A 26,554-nucleotide genomic window follows, 5' to 3' on the forward strand; every position below is an offset into this window, starting at 1 on the left:
GGCTATTTCCGTTTGAACGAAAACCGTGAGGTTGTCCGGATCTTGCCCTCGACCTTGTCGATGACCGTTTGCTCGAAGCTGTCCTCGCCCGTCCGCGTGATCACCATCTGAGCGACACGATCTCCGTTAACTGGAGCACCCCAAGTGACATTGAGAATGAGTTTATCGCCGCGCATAGTTCCACTTAACTGGGCGGGTCCGGTCCTGGCACCAGTATACGTTCCTGTCACGCGGTTATTGGCAACCTTCACCAACGTCAGGCCGAGAGATTGACGGAACAGCAGGAATCGGCAACTTCCATTCATTGCCGCATTCTTGGACGAGCCGCTGACCGAGACCGAGCATCCAGCCGTCACGTCTCCTAGTCTTTTTAGATATGCCTGGCCCGATCCAGCCCATTTACCAGAGAGATCGGTAAAGAACTCGCGCGGGAAGGCTTCCGAAGTATATGCAAGAGGCAGCAGAAGCAGAATGGCAATGTGGTGGACGCGCATGGTTATCCTCCCAAATGTGCTTTCAAAACTTTTAGGCTAGTCAATTGTTCCTTCCATGGGGCCTGCAGAGGTGACGTGGATAGCGGCTGGATATTAACCCGGTCCTCGAAGCCATTTTCTAACATTTCACCTATGAAGTCGGCTTCGGCGATGTCCACTACCGCCTTATTCAGGAGTTAAAGCTGACAGCTACTCCCGGCCCCGTAATCGCCGGTAGGCGAGAGCGGAAATTATTTCTGCTTCGCGCCTTCATTTCAGTCGTCCACACCCCTCGCCAGAGTTTCTGGAAACAGTCGGTCTGCTTCGCCAGTCGCCGCGTCGCCTAAAGACCCTGGCCAATCCAACCGGGGCTGAAAGCAGGAATCTTTAGACATGACAACAGAATCCATTCAAGCAGTCGCTGGCAAAGCCGACGTCTTCCGCAGACCGACGGCGCTCCCTGGGACCGACAATCTGTCGACCGGGCAACCGGCGACCTCGAAGAACTGCCCCTGATCTCCTACCGCTGTAGAATCGAGGCTGACGCGCAACGACGGGAGGATAGCCGGAAGACGAGGCCTCTTATCAGGGCAATCGACCAACGTTCATTCCTACGCAAGGTAGCCGAAAGTTGTGTTCTTCCCCTGCTGGAGAAGCGACGCATCGCGGCAACCTTGCGTAAAAGAGGGAAATCCTTCGCCTCCTATGAGATCCGTTTCACACCGGGCGGCTGCCATGTTCCTTCGCCCGCCGGCAAGATCGAAGGCTGCGTGGGCTTCGGCCAATAGAGGCGCATTACGAGATAGATTTTGTCATCTGGGGCTGGAAGCCAGTTTGCTTCCTTGTCCGCACCGGGACTGTCTTTCTGGATGTACAGCGTCAGCGAGCCATCCGCGTTCTTTTTCATCGCCGGTAACATCGGAGAGTTGATGAGGTAGCGATCGATCGGGTTCTTGACCAGAAACTGGCTCTTGCCGTCATACATCGTAACGGACCAAAACGCGTTCACTGGCGGCAACTGGCCGGGAGCGAAGGTGATGGTGTACTTGTGCTTGCTGCCGTCGAGCGGCTGACCGGTCGAGTCTGTTCGGGTATAGGGGTACATGGCTTCTATGGAGTCGTTGCCAAGGAGACCGCCTTTGGCAGATCCGGCCCGCATCACCCAATCGCCGTTGTAGAAGGCCTCGTCGCCAAAGAACGAACCGACATTCCAGCCGTTAATGTCCTTGTTTCCGCCGGCCAGCCATTTGTCGACTTTGCTGTTGCCTTGCTTCATGGCCATCAGGATTTCGGCTTTGTGCTCGAACGACAGATCCTTGAACGCGAAGGTCTTGCCAGGACCGATGCCAAGCTTGGCAAGTTTCGCGCGAATTTCCTTGTCCCTTGCCGTCTCGGGGACGAATTGCAGGGCTGCGTCGAGGTACTGGAAGAAGTTGTCCTTGATCCCGGCAGTGGTGGCAGGAAGGAACTCGATCGAGGGCGCAGCAGACGGAGCGGCTTGTTTGAGGTACGCAGAAAGCATCTGCCCCTTGTAGCCGGCCTGAACTTTTTCGACGTTCGGCATGTCGCCGGGGTTAAAGAGTTGTGTGCGGAAAATCGCGAGCGGAAATGGTGTCGTCGATTGGAAGACCTGCTTGATCCCGGTGGGCGTTTCCCCTTTCCAATCGGGACCAACCACCAGATAGTCGCCCGGCTCGTTGCCCGTGGCGCGTGCTCCAATATAGCCGAAATTGTAGGTGTTTCCGTCGATCAACTGAACCGAGTAGTAGCGGTCCTTTTCGACCGCCGGCACCGAGATAACTATCGGCTCAGCGCGCAGATCCATCCAGATGAACGAGTAAGGGGTGTCGCTGTTCGGGGTGATGATTGCCGTATCCGCCGGGGTGGCGACATGGTGCTGGTTTTCGACTTCGTTGAACGGTGCCTTGAACTGCCCTGAGTTCCTGTCAACGGCGAACTCTTGCATGACCGCATAATACATCACGAGCGGCAGGCCGTAGATGAAGCCTTCTTCGGCGATGTCCTTGGCCTCCAACAGGCTCGGCCATTCGGTATTGTTTTGCTCAATGACCAGAGGGGAGAGCGGGTCGGCCTTTGCCGTCGTGGCGACAAGTGCCACCATCGCAACAGAGCGAAGCAGATCGCGTTTCGTCAGCATTTGAACTTCCTTTCGGTTCGCAGCGTGTGATGCATAGGTAGCACGAGAAGGGTATGCGTCTGCGGACATCGATCGAACTGCGCCGATCGAGTTCCGGTTATGAGTATGTGCCGTAGATGTCTCTTCACGGTTCTTTGCGCCTACTTCGGAAACAGGAACGTCAGACCGAGCCGGACGCCAAGCCCTTCGGGACCGTTGTCCGGAGCTGCCGCCCAGTATCGAAGCCCGGCCGTCAGGCTGATCGGCTGTTCGTTCACCTTCACCAGCTTGGAGACGGTCAGATTGATAGGCACCGACCATTCATTCGCCTTCCAGTCGTAGGTGGATTCCGTGTTCAGCGCGAACGTCCAGGCGTCCGGGGTGGTGTAGGATACGAACGGCTGCATGAAAGTGCTGCTGATGTCATTCCGCTCGTCGCTGCCCGCGAAGGACCAAATGTGGTTTGCAAGCACGCCGACCGTCCAGGGGCCGTCCTGTTTGAGGGCGACGATCGTCGGGCCTGCTCCCCACTTTTCCCCGCCGAGCAGATCGTCCGTCGCGGTGGGGATCAGGAACACCGGACCCGCACCCCAGATGATGCCGCTGTCGGTCGGTTTTGCCGGAGACAGGAAGAAGCTTTGGACGGTGTCGCCGAGACCGAACTGCGTTCCGGATGGGCCTGCGATGTCGTCTTGCCAGGTCACAGGCAGGATCGTGCGAGAGATAAGGTTCCAGTTCTCGTTTAAAGAGATTGGGATGACCGGTTGAATGTTGAGCGTCGTCTTGTCGCCGTCGAGCGGCCCGTAGCCGTGGTCGTAGTTGAACTGGAACGGCACGCTGATCAGCGACGCGATCGGGTTCGACAGCTTCTTTGCCAGGTCGGAACTGGACTCCTGCGCTTTCAGCGGACTTGCGATTCCAAGCAGCATCAGTAAGCCGAAGACTTTCCTGGATACGGATAGTGTCATGGTCGAACCCCCAAGGTTTGTGCGAAGGCGCTAGAACTTTATCGAGACGCCGAGGATCGGACCCTGCTGCACGGCGTCGAAGAGGAATCCGTCATCGCTATAGTCGACGCCAAGGGCGCGGTATCCGGCGATCGCCGATATCCGGTCATTAAAGTCATATCCCAGGCCTAGCGCGACATCCCAGTCGAGGTCGGCCCCGCCCGCGCCGATCAGACCCCAGCCCGTCAGGTAGATTTCCGGCGTAAGCGAATATTTTCCTCGCAGCCCGACCATCCCGTCCACCCATGTTGCGCTGTCCTCGCGCTCGATGCCTCCGAGAATGCCGCCGTTGAACGAAAGCGTCGTATCGACTGACCAGACCTTCACGCCGCCGACTACGTCGAGGTGCCCTTCGGGACCGTCCAGGACGGCGTAACCCAAACCAAGTAGACCGGAAAAACTCGATGTCGTCACATCGACATCGTCTGCCAAGACCCCGAAAGGCGTTTCGCCATTGGCGGATAGCTTCGTGTAGATGACATCGCCGATGACACTGAAGCTGCCATTTCGCACTTCTCCTGCGGCCATGAACGCGAAATCGAGGTTGCTCAGGATGTCACCGAAATCGGAGTCCATGTGAACTGTGGGTAGACCGAACTGCGAGGTATCGCCGGAGAGCCCCGCCATCCAGAAGTACGGCGCAACATTGAATTCCCAGCCAGTCTCGGTCACGGCCGTCTGAGGCTCCTGTGTCAACAGGGGAGAGACGTCCGCCGCATGAGCGCCGCCACACACGATCGCCCCGACTGCCACGGAGAGCGCGAGTGTCCTGTAGTTTGTCATTGCCTGCTCCTTTTCGTTTCGCGGGCGCCGACGCCCGACCGCCCCCTTATTGCCGCGGCTCACGGCACGGCGCCGTTGCAAGCGCCGTGCCGTTCATACCACATGTTCGATTCGTTGCTTGTTTTGTCCCGGTCAGGTTGCCTAGATGATGGCCTAAGTGATCGCGCGTATGCGGATCGATGACGGCCACCGGGGCGGCGAGGATGAGGCCCGCCGCACTGCCGGCAGCCGCGGCAACTCCCGTGGTCCCAGCGATCAAATGGTCACCGAGGCCCATTCGGCTGTCGGTCAGCGACTGACCTTCCGAGATGCGCGCACCGATGAGCTGGACGACCTGGGGAGATTCGGCAAACTTGCTGTGATGGAGCCCATCGCCGGCCTTCACCTTTGTTAGGTCGATGACGGTAATCTTGTTCGTCACCATCTCTTCCTTGTAGGGCGTCAGCTCTGGATCGATCGATCCGAGCCGAGGGATGTCACCCCAGATTCGACGGGAGAAGGCCAGCGCCCGGTCGTCGGCAGATACGAACAGGGTGAACCGCGGTCGACGTTCGCCCATGTCCTCGATCTGCGAGCGGAAAACGTCAACGTCGACATCTGGGGCTGCAAGCATGACGTTTTTGAATTTCGCGGGCAGACCGCCGTTGCGGATCGCCATCTGCCGAAGGCCTTCGAGTGCAAGCCAATTGCCCATCGAATGGGCGAGGATGGAGACTTCTTTCACCTCGGGATCCGCGGCGAGATATTGGAAGATCGCCTCAAGCGTATTGCGGGTGTAATTGGTGCTTTCCCGGTCGTATCCATAAGCAAGCAGGCTGCCGCGCGACGGCCACGTCACCAGGACGGGTGCGCTCTTCACCCCCGAGTCGTGTACGATCTGCGCAAAGCGATAGACCGAATCTTCGAAACGATTGTTGAACCCATGAATGAAGACGAGGACGCTGCGGTCGGGGCTCTTCATGACAGTGGCGTTCAACCACGACTTGGCGGCATCCTTCGTGAGTGGCTCTGCATTCAGGGTGGCAAAGTCGGTCGCCGGATTGGAAGGCAGCTTTTTGGGCCATGCGACGTCCCCCACCTTGCGTTCAGCCGGGATCGACACCGTCATATCCACAAACGCAGGAGCGCGGGCTCTTTCCCCTGTGAACATTTCCCCGGCATCCTGAGACCGACCGCGCGTCGTCGCGACAAGCATCGTAACACGGTTGCTCGTGGGAACCGTGTCCGCGACTGGCGTCAGTACGTTCTTCGGATGACCGCCGCAGGCTGTGACGAAGATCAGTGTGGCGCAAACTATGAAGCCTCGCGCCACTCGTGATTGGGTGTTGCCAATGGGGATTTTCCGGTCGCTCATTTGCTGTCCTGACTTGCGGCTTGCAGTTGCCGCACGAGTTCTGCGACCTGTTGGTTATCTGGCTGCAGACCAGCCAGCGCGGTTGCAAAGATCAGCGTCTCCGGATAGCGCCGAAGTTTCAGACCCATTTGAATGGCTGCGCCGAGCGAGCTGGCGTCGGTTGCAGCGGCTGCCTGCGCAGGATCGAACAACGCAAACGCTTGTTCCGTTTTTCCGACCGAGTCCAGCGCGACGGCGGCCGTCATCCGGTATCGCGTGTTGGTGGGGTCTAGTCGCATGGCCGCTTCCAACTCGCCTATTGCCGCGTCCATTGCCTTCTGGCGAACGAGAGACAAACCATGGCCAAAGCGTAGGTCCGCCCGGTCGGGGATGGCGGCGACGGCCTCAGCGTAGCTTTGTTCTGATTTTCCACCGTCGCCGATGGCGCGATAGAGTTCGGCAAGGTTGATGCGCGCGCCGGGCAGGGTAGGGTCAAGGACGATTGCTTGCCGGAGCGCCTTCTCCGCTTCCTCAGGCTTTCCCTGTTCCAGAAGGAAGGTGCCGTGGGTGCTCTGGATTTCGGCCACGTCCGCATTGGCGTCGACATACGCCTTCAAGTTCGCCACCGCCCGTTCGAAGTCGCCGCGCTGATCGCCGAGGAAGTCGAGCGACTGCGTTCTTCCAAGCGCCTTGGCTGCGGCCACCCGAACCGCGCGCGTCTCGTCGCCCAGGAGTATGCCGACAGCGTCGAGCCGGACCTCGGACGGCAGATTTACAGCGGCCTCTGCCGCTCCCAACCGAACGAGCGGATCCTCGCTCTGGGTGGCTGCCTTCACGTCTGCAGCGACATCCGCTCCAGCGATCCTGCTCAACTCGGTGACCGCGCTCCCTCTGACGATCCCTGACTGTTTCCCGTCTTTGATAAGCGCACGCAAAGCCTCCAACGATGTGGCGTCGCCATTAGCCGCGCCGCCGAACGCATGGGCAATCGTTGAACGGTCGCGCCAGCTAGTTCCAAACCATGTGTCGAGGTTCTGCGAAGCCCAGACATTGGTTTTGCCGTCGTGACACGAGGTGCAGGCATTCGGCGTTCCATATTGGTCTGAAAGGTCCGGACGGGGAATGACGAAGGAGTGGTCGCGGCGGGGATCGACCTTCATATAGGCTCGTTCAGGCATATGGCAGTTTGCGCAGAGAGCGCCGCTCGAACCCTCCGGATGATGGGTGTGCGCGGGCGTGTCAAATTGCCCGCTCGGATCGTTTGCTGTGAAGCGCTCTTGCTTCTCCGGCATGTGACATTGGGTGCAGAGCGCGTTTCCGACAACCTTGACACTGCCTTCGTGCGGGCGATGGCAGTCGAAACAAGTCACGCCCGCGCGCGCCATCTTGCTCTGCTGGAACGAACCGTACTCGAAGACCTCGTCAAGGATCTGGCCGTCGGGGAAGTAGAGGTCGCCGCGCAGCATCGCTGGGGAGAAGTTGTCGAGGAACGCCCCTCCCGGCTGGTAGTCGCCGACGAGCCGTGTCCGCCGCGAGTGACAGGCAAGACAGGTATCCATGCCGACTTCTGACAATCCCGCTCGTGGTAGGGACGTCTTTGCGGATGCCTGGGCTTGCGGTGTCGCCCATTCGACATGTTTTGCGCCGCCGCCGTGACAGGACTGGCACCCGATGCTTGTCGCGACATACGACGATTCATACGTGTTCGTCTGCGGCCGGAAATTGGTCTGCGGATCGGTGGAATGGCAGGCGATGCAGGTGCGGTTCCACCGGTAGAAGGGACCTGTCCAGTGAAACGTCGATCCGGGTTTTGCTGCCGATCCCGCACCAAGCCAGAACCACGCGTGCTTTTTCGTATCCCAGGCGATGTCGAGCACCTGCAGTTTGCCGGCGCCGAGATCGATCAGGTATTGTTGCAGCGGCTCGTAGGCGAAGGTATATTTGACCTCGAAGTCTGCCTGCGTGCCATCCGCTCCTTCGGTGCGGACGAAGAACTGTCGATTCTTGCGGAAGAACGTCGCCTCCACGCCGTGTCCCTCGAAGCTGGCGTTATTGAAATCGCCCCGCACCGTGGTGTCGCTGGCAACGGCCATCGCTTGCGCATGATGGGATGTCGCGAACGCCACCGTCTGACCGGCGTGGCACGAAGAACAGATTTTCTCATCGACGTAGCCAGGGTGGGTGGTGATCTGTGGGTCGGGAACGTCGGACTTCACACCTTCGGCTGCGGCGGTCGCAGGTGCGAGCGCGAGCATAGCCCAGATCAGCAGGGCGGCCCAAACCATTGCTATTGGAGAGAGATGCACTCGCAATCAGGCGCTCCTGCTATGCGTACCTCGCATCCACATCAGTAGCACGGCGGAAGGGGATAGTATCCGCACTGCGGCTGGTCGTAGTACGAATTCGCAGCCGCCGCTCCGATTACGGCACCCGCCGCCACGCCTGCCGCTACAGGCGCGCCGTACCAAGCCCCGTGATAGGCTGGCGCGTGATAATAACCTCCTCCGACATGGGCGACACTGACGTCGCCGACGCGCGCATAGCCACCGTGAAAACCACCGCCGCCAAAGCCACCACCACCGAAGCCGCCCCCTCGGAAGTTATCGATAAAGAGCGCGGCCGGCCCCGACGATCCGGCAAGACTTCCTTCCAGAACCGCGATGTCGAAGGTGAGTGTGGTTCCTTCGAGCTTCGGCGACTTCAGCGTGACGACGGCATCGTTAACGTCCGATCCATCGCCGCCGAGCACGGACACAGTGGCGTTCGGTGGGTCGACGGCGAAGCTGTCTTTGCCCTCGTCCCACTGCATGATGAACTGCTCGGTAGAGACGTGGCCCGCCGCCCGCACAGGTCGATCCGCGAAGACGATCGAGCTTGCTGCCACCCCGGTCAGAATCAGCTTGTCGCCTTCGATCTTCGCGCCCGCCGCGTTGATGACGGCAAGCGAAGGAACCGGACCGGTCTGTTTTACAGCGCCGATCGTCTTTTCCAGCGGAACGTGCGGTTTCTTAGTGACATCTTGAGCAAGCGCTCCAGTGGCCACTACCGCGACGCCGAGAGCCAATGTCATCAATCCAATGCGTGCGTTGGTCATCGTGATTTCCTTGCCGTTGGGCATTCATTCATTTGCCAGGAAAAATCTGCTTCCAGTCAGCCTTCATGTCGACCACGGTCCAGCCGTTGTCTGCGGCAACGTCGAGCGCCTTGTCGAGCTTGCCGAACGGTGTGTCGCGATCGTATGCGTATTCGCGTTCGGCATCCGTGTGGTGCACGATCAGACCGAAGCGCGGCATGGTGCCCCCCATTGTCGTCCACTGAAGCATCTCCAGGTCGCCGTCCGAGTTGCCGAAGGCGGCGATCGGGCGACGACCGATGTGCTGGTTGATCCCCACAGGCTTACCCACCTTGTCATCGATGAAGTTGACTTCGGGCAGTCGCAACAAGGTAGGGACGTCGTCCCGCATCACGAACTGTGTCTTGATCGACGAGCCGATGACCTGTTCCGGCGGGATGCCATAGACCTTCTCGGCCCAGGGCCGCATGAACTCGACGCCGCCGCCGGAGACGATGAATGTCTTGAAGCCGTTGGCGCGTAGATAGGCCAGGAGTTCGAGCATCGGCTGGTAAACGAGTTCGGTATAGGGTTTCTTGAACTTCGGATCACGGGCGCTGGCGATCCAGTCGTTGGCGATCTTCGCAAACTCATCGCTTGTCATTGCCGAATGGGTCGCCATGATCAGCTCGATCAGTCCCTTTTCGCCTGCAGCAGCCAGCGCCTTCATGTCATTGTCGAGGACGGCCTTGAAGGGTTGCGTGTCTTTCCATTCCGGGTGCTCCGGGGCCATTGTCTTGACACGGTCGAGCGCGAAGGCGAGCTGCACATACATCGGATGCTCGGCCCAAAGGGTGCCGTCATTATCGAAGACGGCGATACGCTCTAGTTCGGGTACGAAGTCGGGCGTGTTCTCCTTGGTCACCTTCTCGACGAAAGCGACAATAGCCGTCTTCGAAGCGGTGTCGTTCCACGATGGGAGCGGATCTGTCTGAGCGAATGCGGGCACTGCAAAAACCAGGCAGGCAAGAAGTGCCAGCATTGCTTCTCGGTTTGCCTTCACTGGATTGAACATCGAAATCATGGCAGGCCTCCGGCTAAGGGTTTGCACAGCGCGTGGAAGCGGACGGCTCCGGTTGTCCGAAGCCGTCCGCAAGTCGTCAATTGCCTGTTGGCATAGGGATGCTTATGCCTTCTTTTGAAAGGCTATCCCTAACCCATTGGTATTTCTCATAGTTTGAGAGGGTGAGCGGGCCTGTGTAAGTAAGGCTCTGTTGCTTGCGCGGGGGGTACTTCACATATGTCGCCATGATCGTCTTCAGCTCTTCGCCCATGACGACGCCCATCCACGTCCGCTCGGTGAAGTTGTTCATGAAGATGTCGTAGCGTTCCTGCGGGTCCTGCCACAGATCGAACACCTGCGGTACAGTCGCTACGTATTTTTCTGGGCCCTTCCACCCGAGGTTGGCATCTACTGCCAGTCCACCAGTGTGTGCCCCGTCGTCACCACGAATGTTGAAGGCGAACTTGTAGTTGTTGACGCGGATCGCGCCCGGCGAAAGCTCGTTCTCGGTAAAGTAAAACCAACTTGTGCGGTCTGATTTTCCTGTGCCAAGCAGGACTGGTGTCATGTCATAGCTGTCGAAGATGATCGGCTTGTCTTCGCGGTCATTGGTTGGTAGCGGAACACCGCCTGTTGCAGCGAACGTCGCCATCAAATCGAGACCGCCGACGATGTCGTGGTTTTTGCTGCGAGGCTTGATCTTGCCCGGCCAGACGGCGATGGCTGGAACGCGGTTGCCGCCTTCGCGCAACGTGCCCTTGGTGCCGCGGAACGGGGTGTAACCTGCATCCGGATAGACGTCCTGCCAGGCACCGTTGTCCGTCGTGTAGAACACGAGAGTGTTCTTGTCCTGGCCTGTTTCACGCAGCTTGTCCATGATCCGGCCGATGCGTGTGTCGAGTTCCACCACCGAGTCGGCATACTTGCTCTTCGACAGGGATTTGTGCTCGAACTCGGGTGCCGGAAGGTTCGGCTGATGCACCTTCATGAAGTTGACATTGATGAAAAAAGGCTCATCGGGCTTCTTTGCGGCCTCGTCGAGGAACTCGATCGCTGCTTTCTCGACATAACCGTCAAAGAACGGTATGCCGACGACACCTTCCTTGCCGTCGATCACCGGAGTATCGACGTACTGGCCGTTGATTTTGAAGTCTTCCTTGACTTCGCCACCGGCCTTGCCGGACAGCGAGCCTTTCGTCACCTTCTGGAACATGGCTCGCAACTTCGGGTCCATGTCCGGGAACCAGGTCGGGTCGGCGTAGGTGTAGGCATTGAGATGGTAGAGGCCGACATGTTTCATCTCGTCATAGCCCTGCGCGATCGGCAGCGCATAGTCTGCCTCGCCCAGATGCCATTTGCCGGTGAAATACGTGTGGTAGCCACCGCGTTTCAACACCGAGGCCAGCGTCCACTCGGCAGCGGGCAGACCGCCGCCCTGGCCCTGGAAGGCCACGGTGGTCATGCCGCTGCGGTTGGGAATGCGACCCGTCTGCATCGCAGCGCGTCCGGGTGTGCAGCTCGGCTGTGCATAGAACGAGAAGAAGGTCATGCCTTCATCGGCCAGCTTGTCGATGCTCGGCGTCGGCATGCCGCGGCCTTCGCCACCGCCATATGGCCCAAGATCCCCGTAGCCGGTGTCGTCGGAGACGATGAACAGTATGTTGGGCTTGGATGTGGACTGTGCCAGCGCGGGGGACATGGCCCCCACGAGAAACGTCGAAGCCGCCAAGGCCCCAAACGTGTAGACGAGACGAAAATTCATCCTGAAATCCTCCAGTGAGGTTTGGGGCCAGAGCCACCAAGCGCGCGAAACGCTTCCGGTACGTGCCCGTTTTTTTCAATTCACTAAAACAATAAATCTGCACGCCAATACGGTGACGCTCTTCGGGGGTCTCAGGCGTCACTGGTGAGCAGCCGGATTGGCCTGCCCACTCAGGCGGGGAAGGTATCCGAGGTCTCGCACCAGCGATATTGTCCTTTTGGGCAGAATCATCATTTTTCGACAGAGTCGAAACTTAAAGCGCTGGTTGTATTAGTGATTGCCGCTTGCTAGGTTGCGCTACCTTTTCGGGGGAAAAGTGATGGGCGTTCTGCGTAACTCGACCTGCCTGCGGCAGTGGCTCACAAGCGTCGGCCGACTCTGCCTCCTCCTGTTCGTGATATATGTCCCGGCGGCGGGCGGTCAGGCATTGACCGAAAACCGCTCTCCACGCGTTTTGGTCCTTTACCCCTATGATGAGCGGATTGCAGCTACGACCGTGGCCGGCGAGGCGATCCGCGCGCGGCTGCTGGATGCGACGGGCGGCAAGATCGATCTTTTCTCCGAATTCCTCGATCTCGCGCGCTTTCCCGAAGGCGAATACGTCGAGCGCATGGCGCAGTTCCTGGGCGAAAAATATGTGCGCCACCGCCCCGATGTCGTGGTCGCCCTTGGCGAGCAGTCGGCAAAATTCATCGTTGAGCATCGTGCCGCCCTTGCCCGAGACGCGAAGATCATCGTCGCGGGTTTCAACAAATCGACTGCGCTGAAGATGAAAATGCCGCCCGATGTAATCGGTGCGTTCACCGAGTTCAACATAATCAAGACGGCGGCACTCGCCCGGCGTCTTCACCCAAGCGCCCGACATCTCTTCGTGCTGGGCGGGTCATCGGAGTTCGATCGATGGTGGTTGGAAACGGCGAAAGCCGAGCTTGCCGAGTTTTCGAAGAACTACGACACTACTTATCTCGAGGACCTGACCATCGAGGAATTTGTCGCTAAGGCCGCTGCGTTCCCGGCGGACAGCATCGTTCTGGCACTGACGATCTTCCAGGACCGCAGCGGGCGAAACTTTATCCCGCGCGACGCTGTCAAGCAGATCACCGCCACGGCAAGCGCGCCCGTCTTCGGCCCGTACTCGACTTATATCGACTACGGATCGGTTGGCGGAAACGTCGTGACATTCGAGGCGCTGGGAGAGAGTGTCGCGGATCTGACCCTTGACGCCCTCGACGGAAAGCCCATCACCCACGTCCAGGCTCCGCACTTCGATGTCGTCGATGCCCGGCAGTTGAAACGCTGGGGACTGTCCGAACAAAATCTGCCGCCCGGTACCTTCCAGATGTATCGACAACCGACTTTTCTGGAACAGTATTGGTTGACGGTCCTCGTGGTTTCGGTAGTGATCACTCTGCAGAGCGTCTTCATCATCATCCTTCTATTTGAACGACGGCGGCGTCGCACGGCGGAGGTGGAATCCCGGCATCGCCTGCTCGAAGTCATTCACCTCAATCAATCGGCCACGGCCGGCGCGCTTTCGGCATCCATCGCGCACGAACTCAATCAGCCGCTCGGTGCGATCCGCAGCAACGCGGAGGCCGCTTCGATTGTCCTGAGGTCCGCGTGTCCCGACCTGAAGCTGATCGAACAGATTCTGACGGACATACAGGACGACGATCAGCGCGCTCACGACATCATTTCCCGCATGAGAGGCCTTCTCAAGAAAAGAGCGGAAATCGAATGGCAAGAATTCGATCTCAGCGAACTAACCGCAACGGCGATCAAGATCCTGAAAGGGGAGGCGGTTCGCAGGGGCATCGAGGTGCGCTCGAAGCCCGCTAGAGAGCCGTTGCTCGTCCGCGCGGACAAGATCCATGTGCAACAGGTGGTTCTCAACATCGCCATCAATGCGATGGATGCAATGACGAAAGCGGGTAACCAAAGAAAGCTCACCCTTGAGACGCGGTTAACGAAAGACGCCAAAGCGGAGCTTTCGATCTCGGATTCCGGCGACGGCATCCCCGACGACAAGTTCGCCACGATCTTCGAGCCATTTTACACGACGAAGGCCTCTGGGACGGGTCTCGGTCTCTCAATCGCCCGCACGATCGTGGAGACCTATGGGGGAAGGATAATGGCCTCCAACGGAGGCGACGGCGGCGCCGTGTTCCGCGTGGTATTACCGTTAGCAAGAGCGGAGACCAGATGAACCCGATCATCCACATTGTCGACGACGATTATTCATTCAGGACTGCCGTGGGGCGGCTCTTGTCAGCGTCCGGATATGGGACCGCTCTGTACGGGTCGGGCGAGGAGCTTCTTGCACGCATCCACGACATCGTGCCCGATTGTTGCATTTTGCTCGACCTTGATATGCCGGGTTTGGACGGGTTGGCGCTGCAGGAACAGCTTATGCAGCAAGCACCGCTCCTCCCTGTCGTATTTCTGAGCGGACATGGGGACATCAAAGCGAGCGTCCACGCGATGAAGGCGGGTGCCGTCGATTTCCTGGAAAAGCCTCTGAATGGCGTGGTCTTGCTCGAGGCCATTCGTCGGTCCTTGCAGCGCGCCGTCGCACGACGAGAGGAATTCGAACGGAACCACGCCGCCAGAACAAGATTAGCCAGCCTGACGCGACGTGAAGTCGAAGTTCTACAACTGCTCGTCCGTGGAACACTCAACAAGCAGATCGCTCACGTTCTCGGCACGTCGGAACGGACGATCAAGGCGTATCGACACAATCTCATAGAAAAAATGGGGGCGAGGAATATCGCCGAAGCGGTTTCCATTGCCGAGAGGCATGGGCTTATCGCGGCTGCCGAGGAACGCTCGCAGCTTTGAGCTTCCCCAAAGGACAATAGCGGCAGCTTCACACTCGTCATAGGATAGCTGAAGAAACGGGGCCGGCTCAGTGTCGATTTGACCCCCGGAAAGGCATGCCTTTGGAAACTTCACCCCGTGTCGTGGCTGTGGTCGACGACGACCCCAGCATGCTCAGGAGCGTCCAACGCCTCCTCAATGCCAATGGTTTCTCAACGGAGGGCTACCCTTCCGCAGAGACCTTCCTCGCCCAGGCTCCACTGCAAAACCTGGGCTGCACGATTTTCGACATCCAGCTTGGCGGCATGTCGGGCGTCGAACTTTGGCAGCATCTGAAAGAGAGCGGGAGGGACCTTCCGGTGATCTTCATCACGGCACTGGAAGACGAAACGCTGGAGCGCGCTGCGCTCGAAGCCGGGTGCGTCGCCTATCTCCGCAAACCATTCGCGGCAAAATCATTGGTCGCGGCGGTCAACACCGCGCTTATTATCTTGCCTCGGGGCTGACCGCAAATGCGAGAAATGTGCCCCGACTTCCCCAAAGGACAATAGACGAGACTTCGATCTTGGCTCACACATCAGCACAGCGCGGACGTTTCGTCCGGCAGAGGAATGCACTCGACCCACTCAATTCGGATCGGATACCAGCCTATGTCCACTCGTCTTTCATTCGTGGCTGGAGCCACACTTCTGGCTCTTCTTTCCTTCGCCTCAACAAGTCGCGCAGAAACCATCAGCTTTGCAGACGCTGTCACCACTCTCGCAACCGATTGCGGCAACGACATCAAGAAGCACTGCAAAGGGCTCAATCTCGGAGGTGGAAAGATTCAGGCCTGCCTCGAGAAAAACGCTGGGAAGGTCTCGCCGACCTGCACCGCGACACTCGCGAACGTCACCGCCTCCATCAAGCAGAGACTTGCGGCCCAATCGTCGTTTGCAAAGGTGTGCGAGCATGACGCCGCGCAATACTGCAGCGGCTTAAAGGGGGAGGGCAACCTGCTTTCCTGCCTCGTGAAAGCCAAGCGCGTGAACGAGCGCCAGTGCGGCCAGGTCATCACAGACGCCGGTTGGCGTTGAGCGTCCAGACGAAGGGAACGTCCACATGAATAAAATCCGTATCACCGCGATGCTCTCCGCAGGCCTGTTGTTGATGGCAGGCCAGTCGTTGGCCCAGGATCTGGGCGACAAGCAGCTTGTACGCACGCTAGGCCGTGTCGAAGGCGCGGCGCCGGCAATCGACGTCGCCATCCTCGTGGAGGAAGCATCCGCCAGCGCAGGCAAGGGCGCCGCCAGCCTTCCGCATTGGCAGGAGCTGTCAAAGCTGTCGCAGATGATTGTCGAGATCAATTTCGAAAACGATTCCGTCGCCATCGAGCCGAAATCTTATAGGACGGTAGGACTGATCGCTGACGCCCTCCATCATCCGAACCTGCGACGCTACAAGTTCCTGATCATTGGCCACTCAAGCTCGACGGGCGATGCCCAGCATAACCTGACGCTCAGCCAAAAGCGGGCAGACGCGATCACCCAGGCGCTGTCCACCACGTTCGCCATCGCGCCAGATCGCCTCTACGCTGTCGGCGTCGGGCAGGAATGGCCGCTCGATCCCAACAATCCGGAAGCTGCCGATAATCGTCGTGTTCAACTCATCAATCTGGGGCTCGTGCGCTAGAACGCGGTTTAGATCCTGATCCCATAGGAGGAAGCAATGGCTTCGAAATCCGTAATGACGTTCATACTGATCGCGTTCGCCGTGCTCACAGGGTGCGCGAGCACGGCGTCTGACAATACCACCTACGCGCAATCGCAGGGCCTCGGCCCCGACGCCACTGTCGGCGGCGACCGCAGTTCGGGCCTGGATCCAGGACCGGATCAGATTGACTGAGAGTAGAATCCACAGGCTGACGAAGGTGGCGCTCGGACTATTTACGAGAGAAGATTTCAACGCGGCTAATGGAAGGAAATCCCTTTGGTGGCACGCATGCCGTTTTGGACCTGGGCGGCGCCCGCAGCGGCGTGGCTTGTTCTTCTCTTGCCGGCATCGTTGACAGGAAGCGGCGTTCACGCGACGGCAGCCGGGCTGGCACTGATCGCCACGGTCTTTGCCGCCGTCTACCACGCCGAAGTCGTCGCTCATCGCACGGGCGAGCCGTTCGGTACCTTGGTTCTGGCCGTAGCGGTCACGGTGATCGATGTGGCGCTGATCGTCTCGGTCATGATCTCCGCTCCGACGGAAAAGATGGGACTTGCGCGCGATACCGTGTTCGCAGCCGTGATGATCGTGATGAACGGCATCGTTGGGCTTTGCCTGCTTCTCGGCGGCATTCGTCATCACCAGCAGGGGTTTCAGGCTCACGGAGCAAACGCCGGACTGGCGGTGCTCGCGGCCCTTACCACGTTGACGCTTGTCCTGCCTAATCTTGTCGCCACAGCTTCCGGGCCGATGTTCAATACATCTCAGCTCGTCTTTGCGGGGTTTGTGTCGCTGGTCTTGTATTGTGCCTATGTCTTCGTGCAGACCGTGAGCCACCGCGACGATTTCCTCACCCCTGAAACCGGTGACCAGCACCAACATGCGGCATCTCCATCGAACAGGGCGGCAGTGATAAGCGGCTGCTTGCTGGTTGTCGCCCTCGTCGCGGTCGTAGGGTTGGCGAAATCCCTGACGCCGGCGGTGGAGGGGGCGATACGTTGGTTCGGGCTCCCGGAAGCCGTCGTCGGTATCGTCATAGCAGCAGTCGTGCTTCTGCCTGAATGCGTCGCGGCTCTTCGGGCGGCGAACGCCAATCGATTGCAGACCAGCCTCAACCTGGCTCTGGGCTCCGTCCTCGCAGCGATGGCCTGACGATCCCGGTCGTGGCGCTCGTGTCTATCGTGATAGGCCAACCACTTGCGCTGGGATTGGACGACAAGGATCAGGCCCTGCTTATGCTGACGCTGTTCATCAGCGTCATTACACTTGGAACTGGCCGGACGACGATGTTACAGGGCATCGTCCATCTTGTCGTTTTCGTCGTATTTCTGTTTTTTGCGATCGCTCCTTAAGAAATGACGTCGTCCTTTGACATGCGGTTCTTCCATCGCTCGACCAAGCCTATCCAGCTCCAGTGAGACACAGAACAGACCGAACAAGACTGCGACCACGTACAGGGCCTTGGCGACCGCCTGCCAAAGCGGCGGGAAGACTTCCAGTTCAGGAAAGTGCCGGAAGAACACCGCCGAGAACAAAGCTCCGCCGAAGAAGAAAGTGACCCGGCTGGCGAACAGGAACGGGTGCGCAAGCAGGATGTTATGGCACGGGGGGACGATCTCGACCCAGGCCAGTCGAGACCAGTGAAGCAATGGAGCAGCATGGAAACGAATACGATCAGAATTTGATCGGCGATCCGAATGTCCTGACGCTCGCCGAGATGGGTCACAAGGAAGTAGAATATCGGAAACACGAGCCAGACAAGCATCAGTGCACATAGGATCTGCCCGAGTAGCAAGATGGCGTAGCAGTATCCGCTGTTAATCTTGCCCCGACCGCTCATTCGTCTATTGCCTTCCAAGGTGCGCCAGCGCTTCACGGAGCGGAGCATCCAACACGTGAACCCCCGATGTACGGATGTGCCATGTCAATGACAAGGAAGACCGCTTCAGCAACCGATAACGAACAGACTAGCATGACGCCGATGACCGTCGGATTGGCTGGGGCCTGCAGGCCAAACGTCGCGAACAGCCATGCGAGGCAGAAGACGAGTATGACAAGGAAAGCGGTAGGTAGCCCTTCCGACCTGCTTTCCACAAGCATCCATCGAGCTTCGGCAAGTTGGCGGCTCACTTCAAGCGCACGCGCCTGAAGGAGCCGCTGGGGATCGGTTCCTGGGACAAGATCGCGAAGTTCTGCCTGCACAGGCTCGATGCTCTGGGATGGTCGTAGGGATCGGCGCCGGCTTCTCCCGAGGGCGAATCCCATCCCTGTTCGACCCTGTTTCCGACGATACGATTGAGATGGTCTCGGGCCAGTTTTGTCTCGGGGCCATAGTGGGCCATGACTCTGTCGAGGAGGAGCACGCGCGCGACAGAGGTGCGAAGCTCGGTTTCCGCGTTGTCGAACACGTTTTTGGCCGATGATATGAGGAGCCCCAAGGCCAGTGCCGAAAGCGTTCCCACGACGGCGGTGGACAACCTTATAACCTCCTTGCTGTCGATATCGAGGTGGTAGGATGGGATGCGACTGCGGATGAGGATGCCCACGAGGGTGGCGCCGAACAGACAAACAAAAGACGATTGCATCAAGCGTTAATGATCCCAAAGTGTGGCCTCCGATTTTTTATGCGCTTGATGTAAAGCGCAAAAGATCACGATGCACTTTCACAGCGCGACAGACACCCGACAATGGAAATTTTGGCGGATTAAAGGATGCCGCGCTGAAGCTACACTTGAGCAGTCGGAGAAGTTTTGACTGCTAGGTGACCTGCCGCGTTGATCGCTAAGTCGAGATCGGTCTGGTCGCAGTAGCGGCCGAGCCACTCGCTTGATGCCATCGTTGAGTGAGTGGCCGTTACCCTTTATGATTCACCAGCTCGCAGCATCCTGCAAGTTTAGGAACGTGGACGTCTGCTTTCCGCATTGAGCGTATGGCAGCCGACAGGCCGCATGCGGCCCCTTACCGGCCGCTCCGAAGAGCAAGCTGTTGCCCGGATTGGAAATTATTTTGAATGTGAGCCGCTGAACGACAGGTCGAGGGTTCAACCCCCCTCAAGAGCCTAGGTGGGTTCAGTTTTACGACTCGAGGTTCACGTTGGGATGTCTCTACTTCTTAGCAAACAACCCTTTTATGCAGCGCTATCCGCATGATGACAGGCTGTGAATAGACTAGGCGATGCTGTTCTTTCGATGAGCTGCGGCTCTTGCTCGGCACAGATCGACGTCGCCTTCCAGCATCGGGTGCGAAACCGGCAGCCACTCGGCGGATTGGCCGGGCTTGGCAGGTCGCCTTGCAGGACAATACGCTTGCGCACGCCGCGCAGTTTCGGGTCCGGCGTCGGAACAGCAGAGAGCAAGGCCTGCGTATAGGGATGGGCCGGCGCGTTGAAGATCGCGTCCTTCGATCCGGTCTCAATGATCTTGCCGAGATACATGACCATCACCCGGTCGGACACGTGCCGGACGACGGCGAGGTCGTGGGCGACGAACAGCATTGCTAGATTTCGTTCACGCCGCAATTTCGCGAGAAGGTTCACCACCTGCGCCTGAACCGATACGTCGAGCGCGGAGACGGGCTCGTCGCAGACGAGCAAGGTCGGATTGAGAGCAAGGGCGCGCGCAATGCCGAGGCGTTGCCTCTGCCCGCCTGAAAACTCCGAAGGATAGCGCTCGGCATGTTCGGCCCGCAGGCCGACGGATTCCAGAAGGTTGATGGTCTCGTCGCGCCAGCGGGACTTCGGCAGAACATCCGGGTGAAGCGCCCAAGGCTCCGAGATCAGGCGATCAACCCGCATGCGGGGATTGAGCGATTGGTACGGATCCTGGAACACGACCTGCATCTTTCGGCGCAGGGCATGAAGCTGTTTTCCGCTCGCGGTCGTTATGTCAACGTCATCCAGAAGCGCGCGGCCGCTCGTTGCCGGACCGAGTTTCAGAAGTGTGCGGACGAGCGATGTCTTGCCGCAGCCGCTTTCGCCGACAAGGCCCAGCGTTTCACCGCAAGCGATTTCGAAGCTGACATCCTCGACGGCGCGAACCGGTGCCTGCGAACTGCCGAAATGGCGAGAGAGATTTTCGACCTTGAGAAGCGGCTTGTTCATGCGGGTACAACCGGAAAATGGCACGCGACCTGCCGGCCGGGACCCATGGATTGAAGGGCGGGAACTATTTCGGCGCAGATATCCGCCGATCTGGGACAGCGCGTCCTGAAGGCGCAGCCCGAGGGAAGGGCGGCCGGATTGGGGGCTGAACCCGGGATGGGCAGGAGTTCGGCCTCCTCGCTGTCCATGCGCGGTTGCGACGCCAGCAATCCATTGCTGTAGGGATGGCGCGGGTCTTCGAACAGTTCGAAGACATCAGCCGTTTCAACGATGCGACCCGCATACATCACTGCGACGCGATCGGCGAGTTCGGCAACGACGCCAAGATCATGGGTGATGAAGATCATGCCGGCATCGCTACGCTTGCGCACACGGTCGAGAAGATCGACGATCTGCGCCTGGATGGTCACGTCGAGCGCCGTTGTCGGCTCGTCCGCGATGATGATGTCGGGCTCGAGCGCCACCGCCATGGCAATCATGATCCGCTGGCGCATGCCACCGGAAAATTCGTGCGGATATTGCTTGGCACGCCGTGCCGGATCCGGAATGCCGACCGCGGTCAGCAGATCAAGGACGGCCTTGTCGATGCCTGCCTCCGGCGTGCGGCCGTGGATTCGGAACATCTCTGCGATCTGCCATCCAACGGGATAGACGGGATTGAGGGCGGCAAGCGCATCCTGAAAGATCAGGGCGATGCGGCTTCCGCAAAGATCCCGGCGTTTGTTTTGGGCGAGCCGGAGAATATCGGCGCCGTCGAAATGGATGCTGCCTTCATTGATTGCACCCGGCGGATCGGGGATGAGGTCCATGATCGCGGCGGCGGTCACGGATTTTCCCGACCCGCTTTCGCCGAGCAGCGCCAGAACCTCACCGCGCTCCAGTGAGAAGGAGACGCCGTTGAGAGCGAGGATGCGCCCCGCCGCAGTATCGAAACTGACCTGAAGGTCCTTGATTTCCAGAAGCGCCATTATCGTCTCCGGCTCACGAGACGCCAATGCTGCGAGGGGTCGTTGACGATCCGGAACCAGTTGGCGAGGAGATTGAAGGACATGGTGGTGAGCATGACGGCAAGACCGGGGAAGAAGCCGAGCCACCAGGCGGAGGAGAGATAACCCTGGCCCTGCGCCACCATCAGACCCCAGCTCACCGCCGGAGGCTGGATGCCGAGGCCGAGATAGCTGAGACCGGATTCGAACAGCATGACCATGGCGAGATTGACGGATGCTAACGTCAGCATGGTCGGCGCGACGCTCGGGAGAATGTGCACGCGCAGAATCCAGAGCGATCCGCCACCAAACACCCTGGCCGCATCGACGAACAGGCGCTCGCGAGCCTCCAGCGTTTCGGCTCGGGCCACGCGGATGTAGGCCGGCATGCGCGTGATCGCCAGAACCAAGATGAGATTGAGCACACTCGGTCCGAACAGGTAGAGGCCGAAAAGCGCAACGAGCAGAGTCGGAAAGCCGAGGATGATATCGGAAATGCGCATAATGACATTGCCGATGAACCCACCGAAATAGCCGGCGATAACGCCAAGCAGGGTGCCGCCGACGAGACTGGTCAGCACGGTGAGAAGGGCAATCCCGATCGTCGTCGAGGCCGCCTGTATCAGCCGCACGAGAAGCGGCCGCCCGAGTGCATCGGCGCCGAGCCAGAGTGTCCAGGCCTGGCTGAAATCGAATGGCGGCATGTTGCGCGCCTTCAGCGAGATACGGTTTTCACCCAGCAGGGAGAGCGCATCCGCCAGAATGGCGAGAACCACGATCATTAGCCAGATGGTGGCCGCGACCGCCATGGGGTCTCCGCGAAGGGCACGGAGGAACCACGCGAAGCGTCCGCTTGCCGCCTTGCGTTCGTCAAGCAATTCTGAAAGCGCCTCGGTCATTCCACCCTCACGCGCGGGTCGATCCACGCGTAGAGCATGTCGACAAGGATATTGATGATGAAGATCACGACGGCGACCGCGAAGATCGATGCCTGCACGATGGCAAAATCACGCTTGAGAATACCGTCGATCAGCAGCTTGCCGATACCGGGAAAGCCGAAGACGACTTCGACCACACCGCCACCACCGGCAAATTGCGCGGCGAGGTCTCCGGTCACGGTCACCGCTGGCAGGAGTGCGTTTCGCAGCGCATGCACGAAGATCACGCGCTTGCTGCGAGCCCCTTTCGCACGCGCCGTGCGAACGAAGGTGGCATTCAGCGCCTCGATCATCGATCCCCGCACGATCTGAACTAAAGTTCCGAACGGCCGGGCGAAAAGACAGGCAATCGGTAGGACCCAATAGACAGGACCGCCGAAGCCGGATGTCGGAAGCAGGCGGAACGTGACGGCAAAGAGCAGCACGCCCATGAGACCGAGCCAGAAATCCGGCACGCTGGCAGCAGCTTGGGACAGCACATTGATGCCGCGATCGATCCAGCTGCCGGCGTTGACGGCGGCGATCGAGCCGGCAACGATTGCCGCAAGGAAGGCAAGCGTCAAGGCAATGGCGCCGAGCGCAAGCGTGTTCGGCAGAGCTTCGAGCACCACGTCCATTGCCGGCCGGTTGTGCCAGAGGGACATGCCGAAATCGAGGCGGAGCATGTCTCCGGCCCAGTCGAGGAACTGGGCCAGAAGGGATCGATCGAGCCCGAGGCGCGCCCGCATGGCCTCACGTGCCGCATCGGACGCATCGACCGGCAAATAGAGGTTCACAGGATCTCCGGTGAGCCGCACGAGGATGAAGGCGGAGGTCATCAACGCCGCAAGCGCAAGCGCGGCGAAGATCGTCCGTCTGACGAAATAGGCGAGTGACATCCGTTCTCCTCGGGTACCGAGCGGAGGAAGGATCAGCGATAGCTGATCGTCTTCAGTTTGATCTCGTTACCGGCCTGAACATCCGGTGTGTAGTTCACATCCGGTGCGACGCGCGCGATCGTGACCATATGGAACAGCGGCACGATGTTGATCGCGTCGACGGCGAGATATTTGAACGCTTCCTGGAACAGGCGCTTGCGTTCACCACCGGTTGCCTTGGACGCATCGGAGATCAATGTATCAAGCTTCGGGTCGGCGATCGAAGATGTATTGCCATCGCTGGTAAAGCGGTTTGGAAGCGTGAAGACCGCGTCGCCTTCGGTATTGTCGATCTGTGTCTGCAGGATAGACGGCTGGCGGCCGGCATCCCAGGGCTTAAGGAGTTTCTTCAGCCAGGGGCTGGTTTCCAGCATTTCGAGACGAACATTGAAGCCGGCGTCAGCGAGCATAGCCTGGATCGCCTCAAGGCTTTCGGACGAATTCGGATAGATGCCGATGCGTCCATAGATGACGATTTCCGTATCGACGGGGACACCGTCGGCGCGTGCTGCTTCCAGCAGGCTGCGGGCTTTTTCCGGATCGTAGGTCCAGACCGGGATATCGGGGTTGTAGCCGAAAACCGAGGGCAGGACGACCTGCATCGCCTTCTGGGCCTGCGCATGGAAGATCGTGCCGATCAACCCGTCACGATCGATTGCAAGGTTCAGCGCCTCGCGGACGCGTTTGTCGTTGAGGGGCGCGATCTCCTGATCGATACGCAGCAGGGAGGTTTCGGCATTGGGGAATGCGTGGTCGTTTGCTGTCGTGCCGTCCTGCGGCGCGATCTCGTAAGAGATCTGAGCCTCTCCGGTATCGACCATAGCAGCGCGAACTGCCGATTCCGCCCGCCAGAGAACGGTCGCGTTCTGGATGGCGGGCTTGTCACCCCAGTATTTATCGAAAGCCGTCAGCGTGATCGACTGGCCCGGTCTCCAGGCTGCGAGCTTATAGGGGCCGGTGCCGATCGGTTCACGCGACTTGGCGTCGGCAGGCGTATCAGGCGATCCGATGTCGAGGGCAGCCAGTTTGCTGGGCAGGATGGGCTCGACGATATCGGTGCGAATGATGAGCGTCTTCGCATCGGCGGCTTCCGGGGTCAGGACAAGCGCTTTCAGCGTGGCAAGGCCGACTTCGCAGGCAAGCGCGGGATTTTGCGCGCGTGTCAGGGCTGCGGCGACTGCGGCTGCATCGAAGGGCTTGCCGTCGTGGAAGGTCACCCCTTCGCGCAGTGTGAATTTCCAGGTGAGGTCATCTACCTGCTCCCAAGCGGTGGCGAGGCTGGGCTGGACCGAGCCGTCTGCGGGGCTCAGGTTGACCAGCGTTTCGGTGATGTTGTTGCGCAGGACGCGGGCATTGCCAGAGAGGTCCGTGTCGCAAGGGTCAAGAGACTTCGGCTCGTCAGTAACGACGACCGTCAACGTGTCGGGTGCAGCATGGCCGGGCATGGCCACGCCGGCAGCCAGATACAGCGCAAGAAGGCCGATGTTTGCCGATCTGCCGATAGAAATGGTTGTCACGATATCCTCCTCCCGCAAGGCCGCGCCATTGCTGTGTTGTATCAGGTAGACCTTGCCGTGAAAGCTGCTGGTTCTTCGCGTTGGGCATAACCGAGCCGCTTTACTTCCTCCCGCAAGCGCGTAGTGTCATATGTGACATTCGCTGGGCAAAAATGCGCATACCGACGACAAATGTCAACATAGATATTTCAAATAAGGAATAATTGGTTCATGAATGAACTCAAGCATGGTTCGCCGATAGTCGAAAAGACCGCGCATCTTCTGGAGGCGGTTGCGGATGCGCGGACAGGGATTTCGCTTGCGGCTCTCGTCGAGCAGCTGGGTGTGCCGCGGTCGACGGTGTACCGGATCTTGAATTCACTGAGTGCGCATGGGCTTGTTGCACGTGTTAACGGCGGCTCGATTTACGAGCTCGGGCCGAAATTTGTCGAGCTGGCGCGTCGCATTTCTCCTGGCGCCGACAAGGCTTTCTTGGTTGAGGCGGCAAAGCCGATCTTGACGGCTGCTGCCGACAAAATTCTGGAATCCTTCAAGCTTGCTGCACCCGAAGGTCATGAAATGATGACCATATTTGCTGCTCCAAGCCCGGGCGACTATTCGCTTTTCATCAAGGTCGGCGGGCGTTCCCGCAAGCATGTCGGGGCGGGCGGCAAGCTTGCGCTTGCGTTTTCCGACTATAGCGAGGTCGAAGCATATTGTGCTGCCGGTTTGGAGTCGAGCACCCCGTACACAATCACCGATGCGGACGCGCTGAAGGAGGCGCTCGCCGACATCCGGCGCAACGGATATGCGGAGGATAACCAGGAATCCAACTTGGGTGTGCGGGCAATTGCGACGCCGGTTTTCGACGCCGGCAGCCAGCTTGTCGCAACCGTTAGCGTTCCATTCATCGGTGAGGCAACGCCGGATCGAGCGCGGTCAATCCGGCGTGAAGCGCTCGATTGCGCAGCCCTTTTAACCAAGACGATTGACGGCCGCCACCCTTTGTTCAAATAAGAAATTCTAATTTCTATATTGAACATGTTTATTTTGCCTGTTAGATGCTCCTTCGACACGCAATGGAGGAGCTTCATGACAACCTTGGATTCTTCGGTTCTGGCAAAGCTTGCACGGACAAATTCCGCAAGCCTAAGCACACTGCTTTTGAAGCGGGGCTTGCGCAACACGGCGATCCGCGGTGTGCGTCCGCTTTCAAATCTGGACAAGCCGATGATCGGACCGGCCGTAACCGTGCGCTACATTCCTGCGCGCGAGGATATTGACGGGTCAACTTACAGCTCTGATCCTTCGAACCATCAGCGCAAGGCTATCGATACCATTCCGAATGGCCATGTCCTGGTTTTCGATTGCAGGGCCCTTGCCGAAGTCGCCGGGATCGGCGCCATGCTTGCGCGGCGTCTCGTCTACCGCAACGCCGCCGGCATGGTTTTGGATGGCGGCGTGCGCGATACCGCAGATATCGCCTCTCTCGGCTTCCCGACTTATTGCCTCGGGCCGGCTGCGCCCGCCAACCTGGTTGCACATCATGCGTCCGATATGAACCAGCCGATCGCCTGCGGGGGCGTCGCCGTGTATCCGGGCGACATCATTTTCGGCGATAGCGAGGCCGTCATCGTCATTCCGCGGGAATATGTTGAAGAGATCGCCGACGAAGCGGTTGCCATGGAGGAGCAAGAGGAGTTTCTGAAGGTTGAAATCGAATCCGGGCGCTCGACGCTCGGGGTTTATCCACCGAATGAAGAAACACTTGCCCGCTACGCGGAATGGCGCAAAGCTAGGACCGCCGTGGGCTGATCGTGAGAAATCTGAGCGCCGGGCGATTTCGCCCGGGCTCGCTTGTTGGTGATGTTCGTTTGGCGCTTGCTACCGATATTCGAGAGGCTGCCAATGAAGGGCCCCAAGCTTTAGGTCGGCTTTATTCTCCATGTACTGATGGCCGGTCGTTTCGAGATCCAATGGTCTTATCCCTGACAATGGC

Annotated in this window: 24 protein-coding genes and 1 pseudogene; 9 read left to right on the forward strand and 16 right to left on the reverse strand. The window is 59.1% G+C overall.

The genetic code is table 11. The features are described from left to right. Positions 1-2 precede the first annotated feature (2 nt). The 9 genes from ASC96_RS04025 to ASC96_RS04065 form a co-directional block, all read right to left on the reverse strand. Entirely contained in the window at positions 3-494 is a 492-nt protein-coding gene (locus ASC96_RS04025; protein WP_060501640.1) for a hypothetical protein, read from the reverse strand. A 682-nt stretch (positions 495-1,176) separates the two neighbouring features. Beyond that, positions 1,177-2,631, reverse strand: a complete 1,455-nt coding sequence (locus ASC96_RS04030; protein ID WP_060501642.1) for a DUF1254 domain-containing protein — start codon at positions 2,629-2,631, stop codon at positions 1,177-1,179. 140 nt (positions 2,632-2,771) lie between these two features. Next, complete coding sequence (locus tag ASC96_RS04035) at positions 2,772-3,539, reverse strand: transporter (protein WP_244481864.1); 768 nt, start codon at positions 3,537-3,539, stop codon at positions 2,772-2,774. A gap of 69 nt (positions 3,540-3,608) precedes the next feature. Beyond that, positions 3,609-4,400 (reverse strand): hypothetical protein, encoded by a 792-nt coding sequence (locus ASC96_RS04040; protein ID WP_156397353.1) that lies wholly within the window; start codon positions 4,398-4,400, stop codon positions 3,609-3,611. Between the two features lie 46 nt (positions 4,401-4,446). Further along, on the reverse strand, positions 4,447-5,754 hold the full coding sequence (locus ASC96_RS04045) for an alpha/beta hydrolase (protein WP_060501646.1): 1,308 nt from the start codon (positions 5,752-5,754) through the stop codon (positions 4,447-4,449). Then, positions 5,751-7,988 (reverse strand): tetratricopeptide repeat protein, encoded by a 2,238-nt coding sequence (locus ASC96_RS04050; protein WP_244481866.1) that lies wholly within the window; start codon positions 7,986-7,988, stop codon positions 5,751-5,753. The genes ASC96_RS04045 and ASC96_RS04050 overlap by 4 nt, the downstream gene beginning before the upstream one ends. A 92-nt stretch (positions 7,989-8,080) precedes the next feature. Further along, positions 8,081-8,827 (reverse strand): hypothetical protein, encoded by a 747-nt coding sequence (locus tag ASC96_RS04055; RefSeq protein ID WP_060501815.1) that lies wholly within the window; start codon positions 8,825-8,827, stop codon positions 8,081-8,083. Between the two features lie 28 nt (positions 8,828-8,855). Then, positions 8,856-9,869 carry an HAD family hydrolase gene (locus tag ASC96_RS04060; RefSeq protein ID WP_060501649.1) on the reverse strand — a complete coding sequence of 338 codons (1,014 nt, stop codon included), beginning with the start codon at positions 9,867-9,869 and terminating at the stop codon, positions 8,856-8,858. 76 nt (positions 9,870-9,945) lie between these two features. After that, the gene (locus ASC96_RS04065; RefSeq protein WP_060501651.1) at positions 9,946-11,610 is read right to left on the reverse strand and encodes an arylsulfatase; all 1,665 of its coding nucleotides are present in this window, start codon (positions 11,608-11,610) and stop codon (positions 9,946-9,948) included. A gap of 319 nt (positions 11,611-11,929) precedes the next feature. On the opposite strand from ASC96_RS04065, the gene ASC96_RS04070 reads away from it, so the two are divergent. The 7 genes from ASC96_RS04070 (at position 11,930) to ASC96_RS04095 (ending at position 17,271) form a co-directional block, all read left to right on the forward strand. Continuing rightward, a complete protein-coding gene (locus ASC96_RS04070; protein ID WP_082511929.1) occupies positions 11,930-13,816 on the forward strand; it encodes a sensor histidine kinase in 1,887 nt (628 codons plus the stop codon). Continuing rightward, a complete protein-coding gene (locus ASC96_RS04075) occupies positions 13,813-14,448 on the forward strand; it encodes a response regulator (protein ID WP_060501653.1) in 636 nt (211 codons plus the stop codon). Before ASC96_RS04070 ends, ASC96_RS04075 begins: the two co-directional genes overlap by 4 nt. Before the next feature lie 95 nt (positions 14,449-14,543). Continuing rightward, entirely contained in the window at positions 14,544-14,933 is a 390-nt protein-coding gene (locus ASC96_RS04080; RefSeq protein ID WP_060501656.1) for a response regulator, read from the forward strand. Positions 14,934-15,077: 144 nt separating this feature from the next. Beyond that, positions 15,078-15,503 (forward strand): cysteine rich repeat-containing protein, encoded by a 426-nt coding sequence (locus ASC96_RS04085; protein WP_060501658.1) that lies wholly within the window; start codon positions 15,078-15,080, stop codon positions 15,501-15,503. A gap of 25 nt (positions 15,504-15,528) precedes the next feature. Beyond that, the gene (locus ASC96_RS04090) at positions 15,529-16,098 is read left to right on the forward strand and encodes an OmpA family protein (protein WP_060501659.1); all 570 of its coding nucleotides are present in this window, start codon (positions 15,529-15,531) and stop codon (positions 16,096-16,098) included. Between the two features lie 36 nt (positions 16,099-16,134). Next, positions 16,135-16,311, forward strand: a complete 177-nt coding sequence (locus ASC96_RS32410; protein WP_156397354.1) for a hypothetical protein — start codon at positions 16,135-16,137, stop codon at positions 16,309-16,311. Between the two features lie 96 nt (positions 16,312-16,407). Continuing rightward, positions 16,408-17,271, forward strand: coding sequence for an ionic transporter y4hA (locus tag ASC96_RS04095; protein ID WP_244481849.1), 864 nt, complete (start codon positions 16,408-16,410; stop codon positions 17,269-17,271). A 137-nt stretch (positions 17,272-17,408) separates the two neighbouring features. On the opposite strand, the gene ASC96_RS33265 is transcribed toward ASC96_RS04095, so the two are convergent. From ASC96_RS33265 to ASC96_RS04130, 7 genes and pseudogenes are all read right to left on the reverse strand, one after another. Further along, positions 17,409-17,768 carry a hypothetical protein gene (locus ASC96_RS33265; protein WP_200956611.1) on the reverse strand — a complete coding sequence of 120 codons (360 nt, stop codon included), beginning with the start codon at positions 17,766-17,768 and terminating at the stop codon, positions 17,409-17,411. A 195-nt stretch (positions 17,769-17,963) separates the two neighbouring features. Beyond that, a pseudogene (locus ASC96_RS04105) lies at positions 17,964-18,723 on the reverse strand (DUF4239 domain-containing protein). Positions 18,724-19,246: 523 nt separating this feature from the next. Beyond that, entirely contained in the window at positions 19,247-20,218 is a 972-nt protein-coding gene (locus ASC96_RS04110) for an oligopeptide/dipeptide ABC transporter ATP-binding protein (protein WP_060501661.1), read from the reverse strand. Then, positions 20,215-21,186 carry an ABC transporter ATP-binding protein gene (locus ASC96_RS04115; RefSeq protein WP_060501663.1) on the reverse strand — a complete coding sequence of 324 codons (972 nt, stop codon included), beginning with the start codon at positions 21,184-21,186 and terminating at the stop codon, positions 20,215-20,217. Before ASC96_RS04115 ends, ASC96_RS04110 begins: the two co-directional genes overlap by 4 nt. Next, positions 21,186-22,103, reverse strand: coding sequence for an ABC transporter permease (locus tag ASC96_RS04120; RefSeq protein WP_060501665.1), 918 nt, complete (start codon positions 22,101-22,103; stop codon positions 21,186-21,188). The genes ASC96_RS04115 and ASC96_RS04120 overlap by 1 nt, the downstream gene beginning before the upstream one ends. Further along, a complete protein-coding gene (locus ASC96_RS04125; protein ID WP_060501667.1) occupies positions 22,100-23,020 on the reverse strand; it encodes an ABC transporter permease in 921 nt (306 codons plus the stop codon). The genes ASC96_RS04120 and ASC96_RS04125 overlap by 4 nt, the downstream gene beginning before the upstream one ends. A gap of 32 nt (positions 23,021-23,052) precedes the next feature. Beyond that, complete coding sequence (locus tag ASC96_RS04130) at positions 23,053-24,504, reverse strand: ABC transporter substrate-binding protein (protein WP_156397374.1); 1,452 nt, start codon at positions 24,502-24,504, stop codon at positions 23,053-23,055. A 282-nt stretch (positions 24,505-24,786) separates the two neighbouring features. Between ASC96_RS04130 and ASC96_RS04135 the strand changes: the two genes are divergently transcribed. Both ASC96_RS04135 and ASC96_RS04140 read left to right on the forward strand, forming a co-directional pair. Further along, the gene (locus ASC96_RS04135) at positions 24,787-25,572 is read left to right on the forward strand and encodes an IclR family transcriptional regulator (protein ID WP_060501671.1); all 786 of its coding nucleotides are present in this window, start codon (positions 24,787-24,789) and stop codon (positions 25,570-25,572) included. Between the two features lie 75 nt (positions 25,573-25,647). Then, on the forward strand, positions 25,648-26,370 hold the full coding sequence (locus ASC96_RS04140; RefSeq protein ID WP_060501673.1) for a ribonuclease activity regulator RraA: 723 nt from the start codon (positions 25,648-25,650) through the stop codon (positions 26,368-26,370). Positions 26,371-26,554: the final 184 nt, after the last annotated feature.

It is taken from the genome of Rhizobium sp. Root1204, assembly GCF_001424965.1.
In the GTDB taxonomy this organism is placed as follows: domain Bacteria; phylum Pseudomonadota; class Alphaproteobacteria; order Rhizobiales; family Rhizobiaceae; genus Pararhizobium.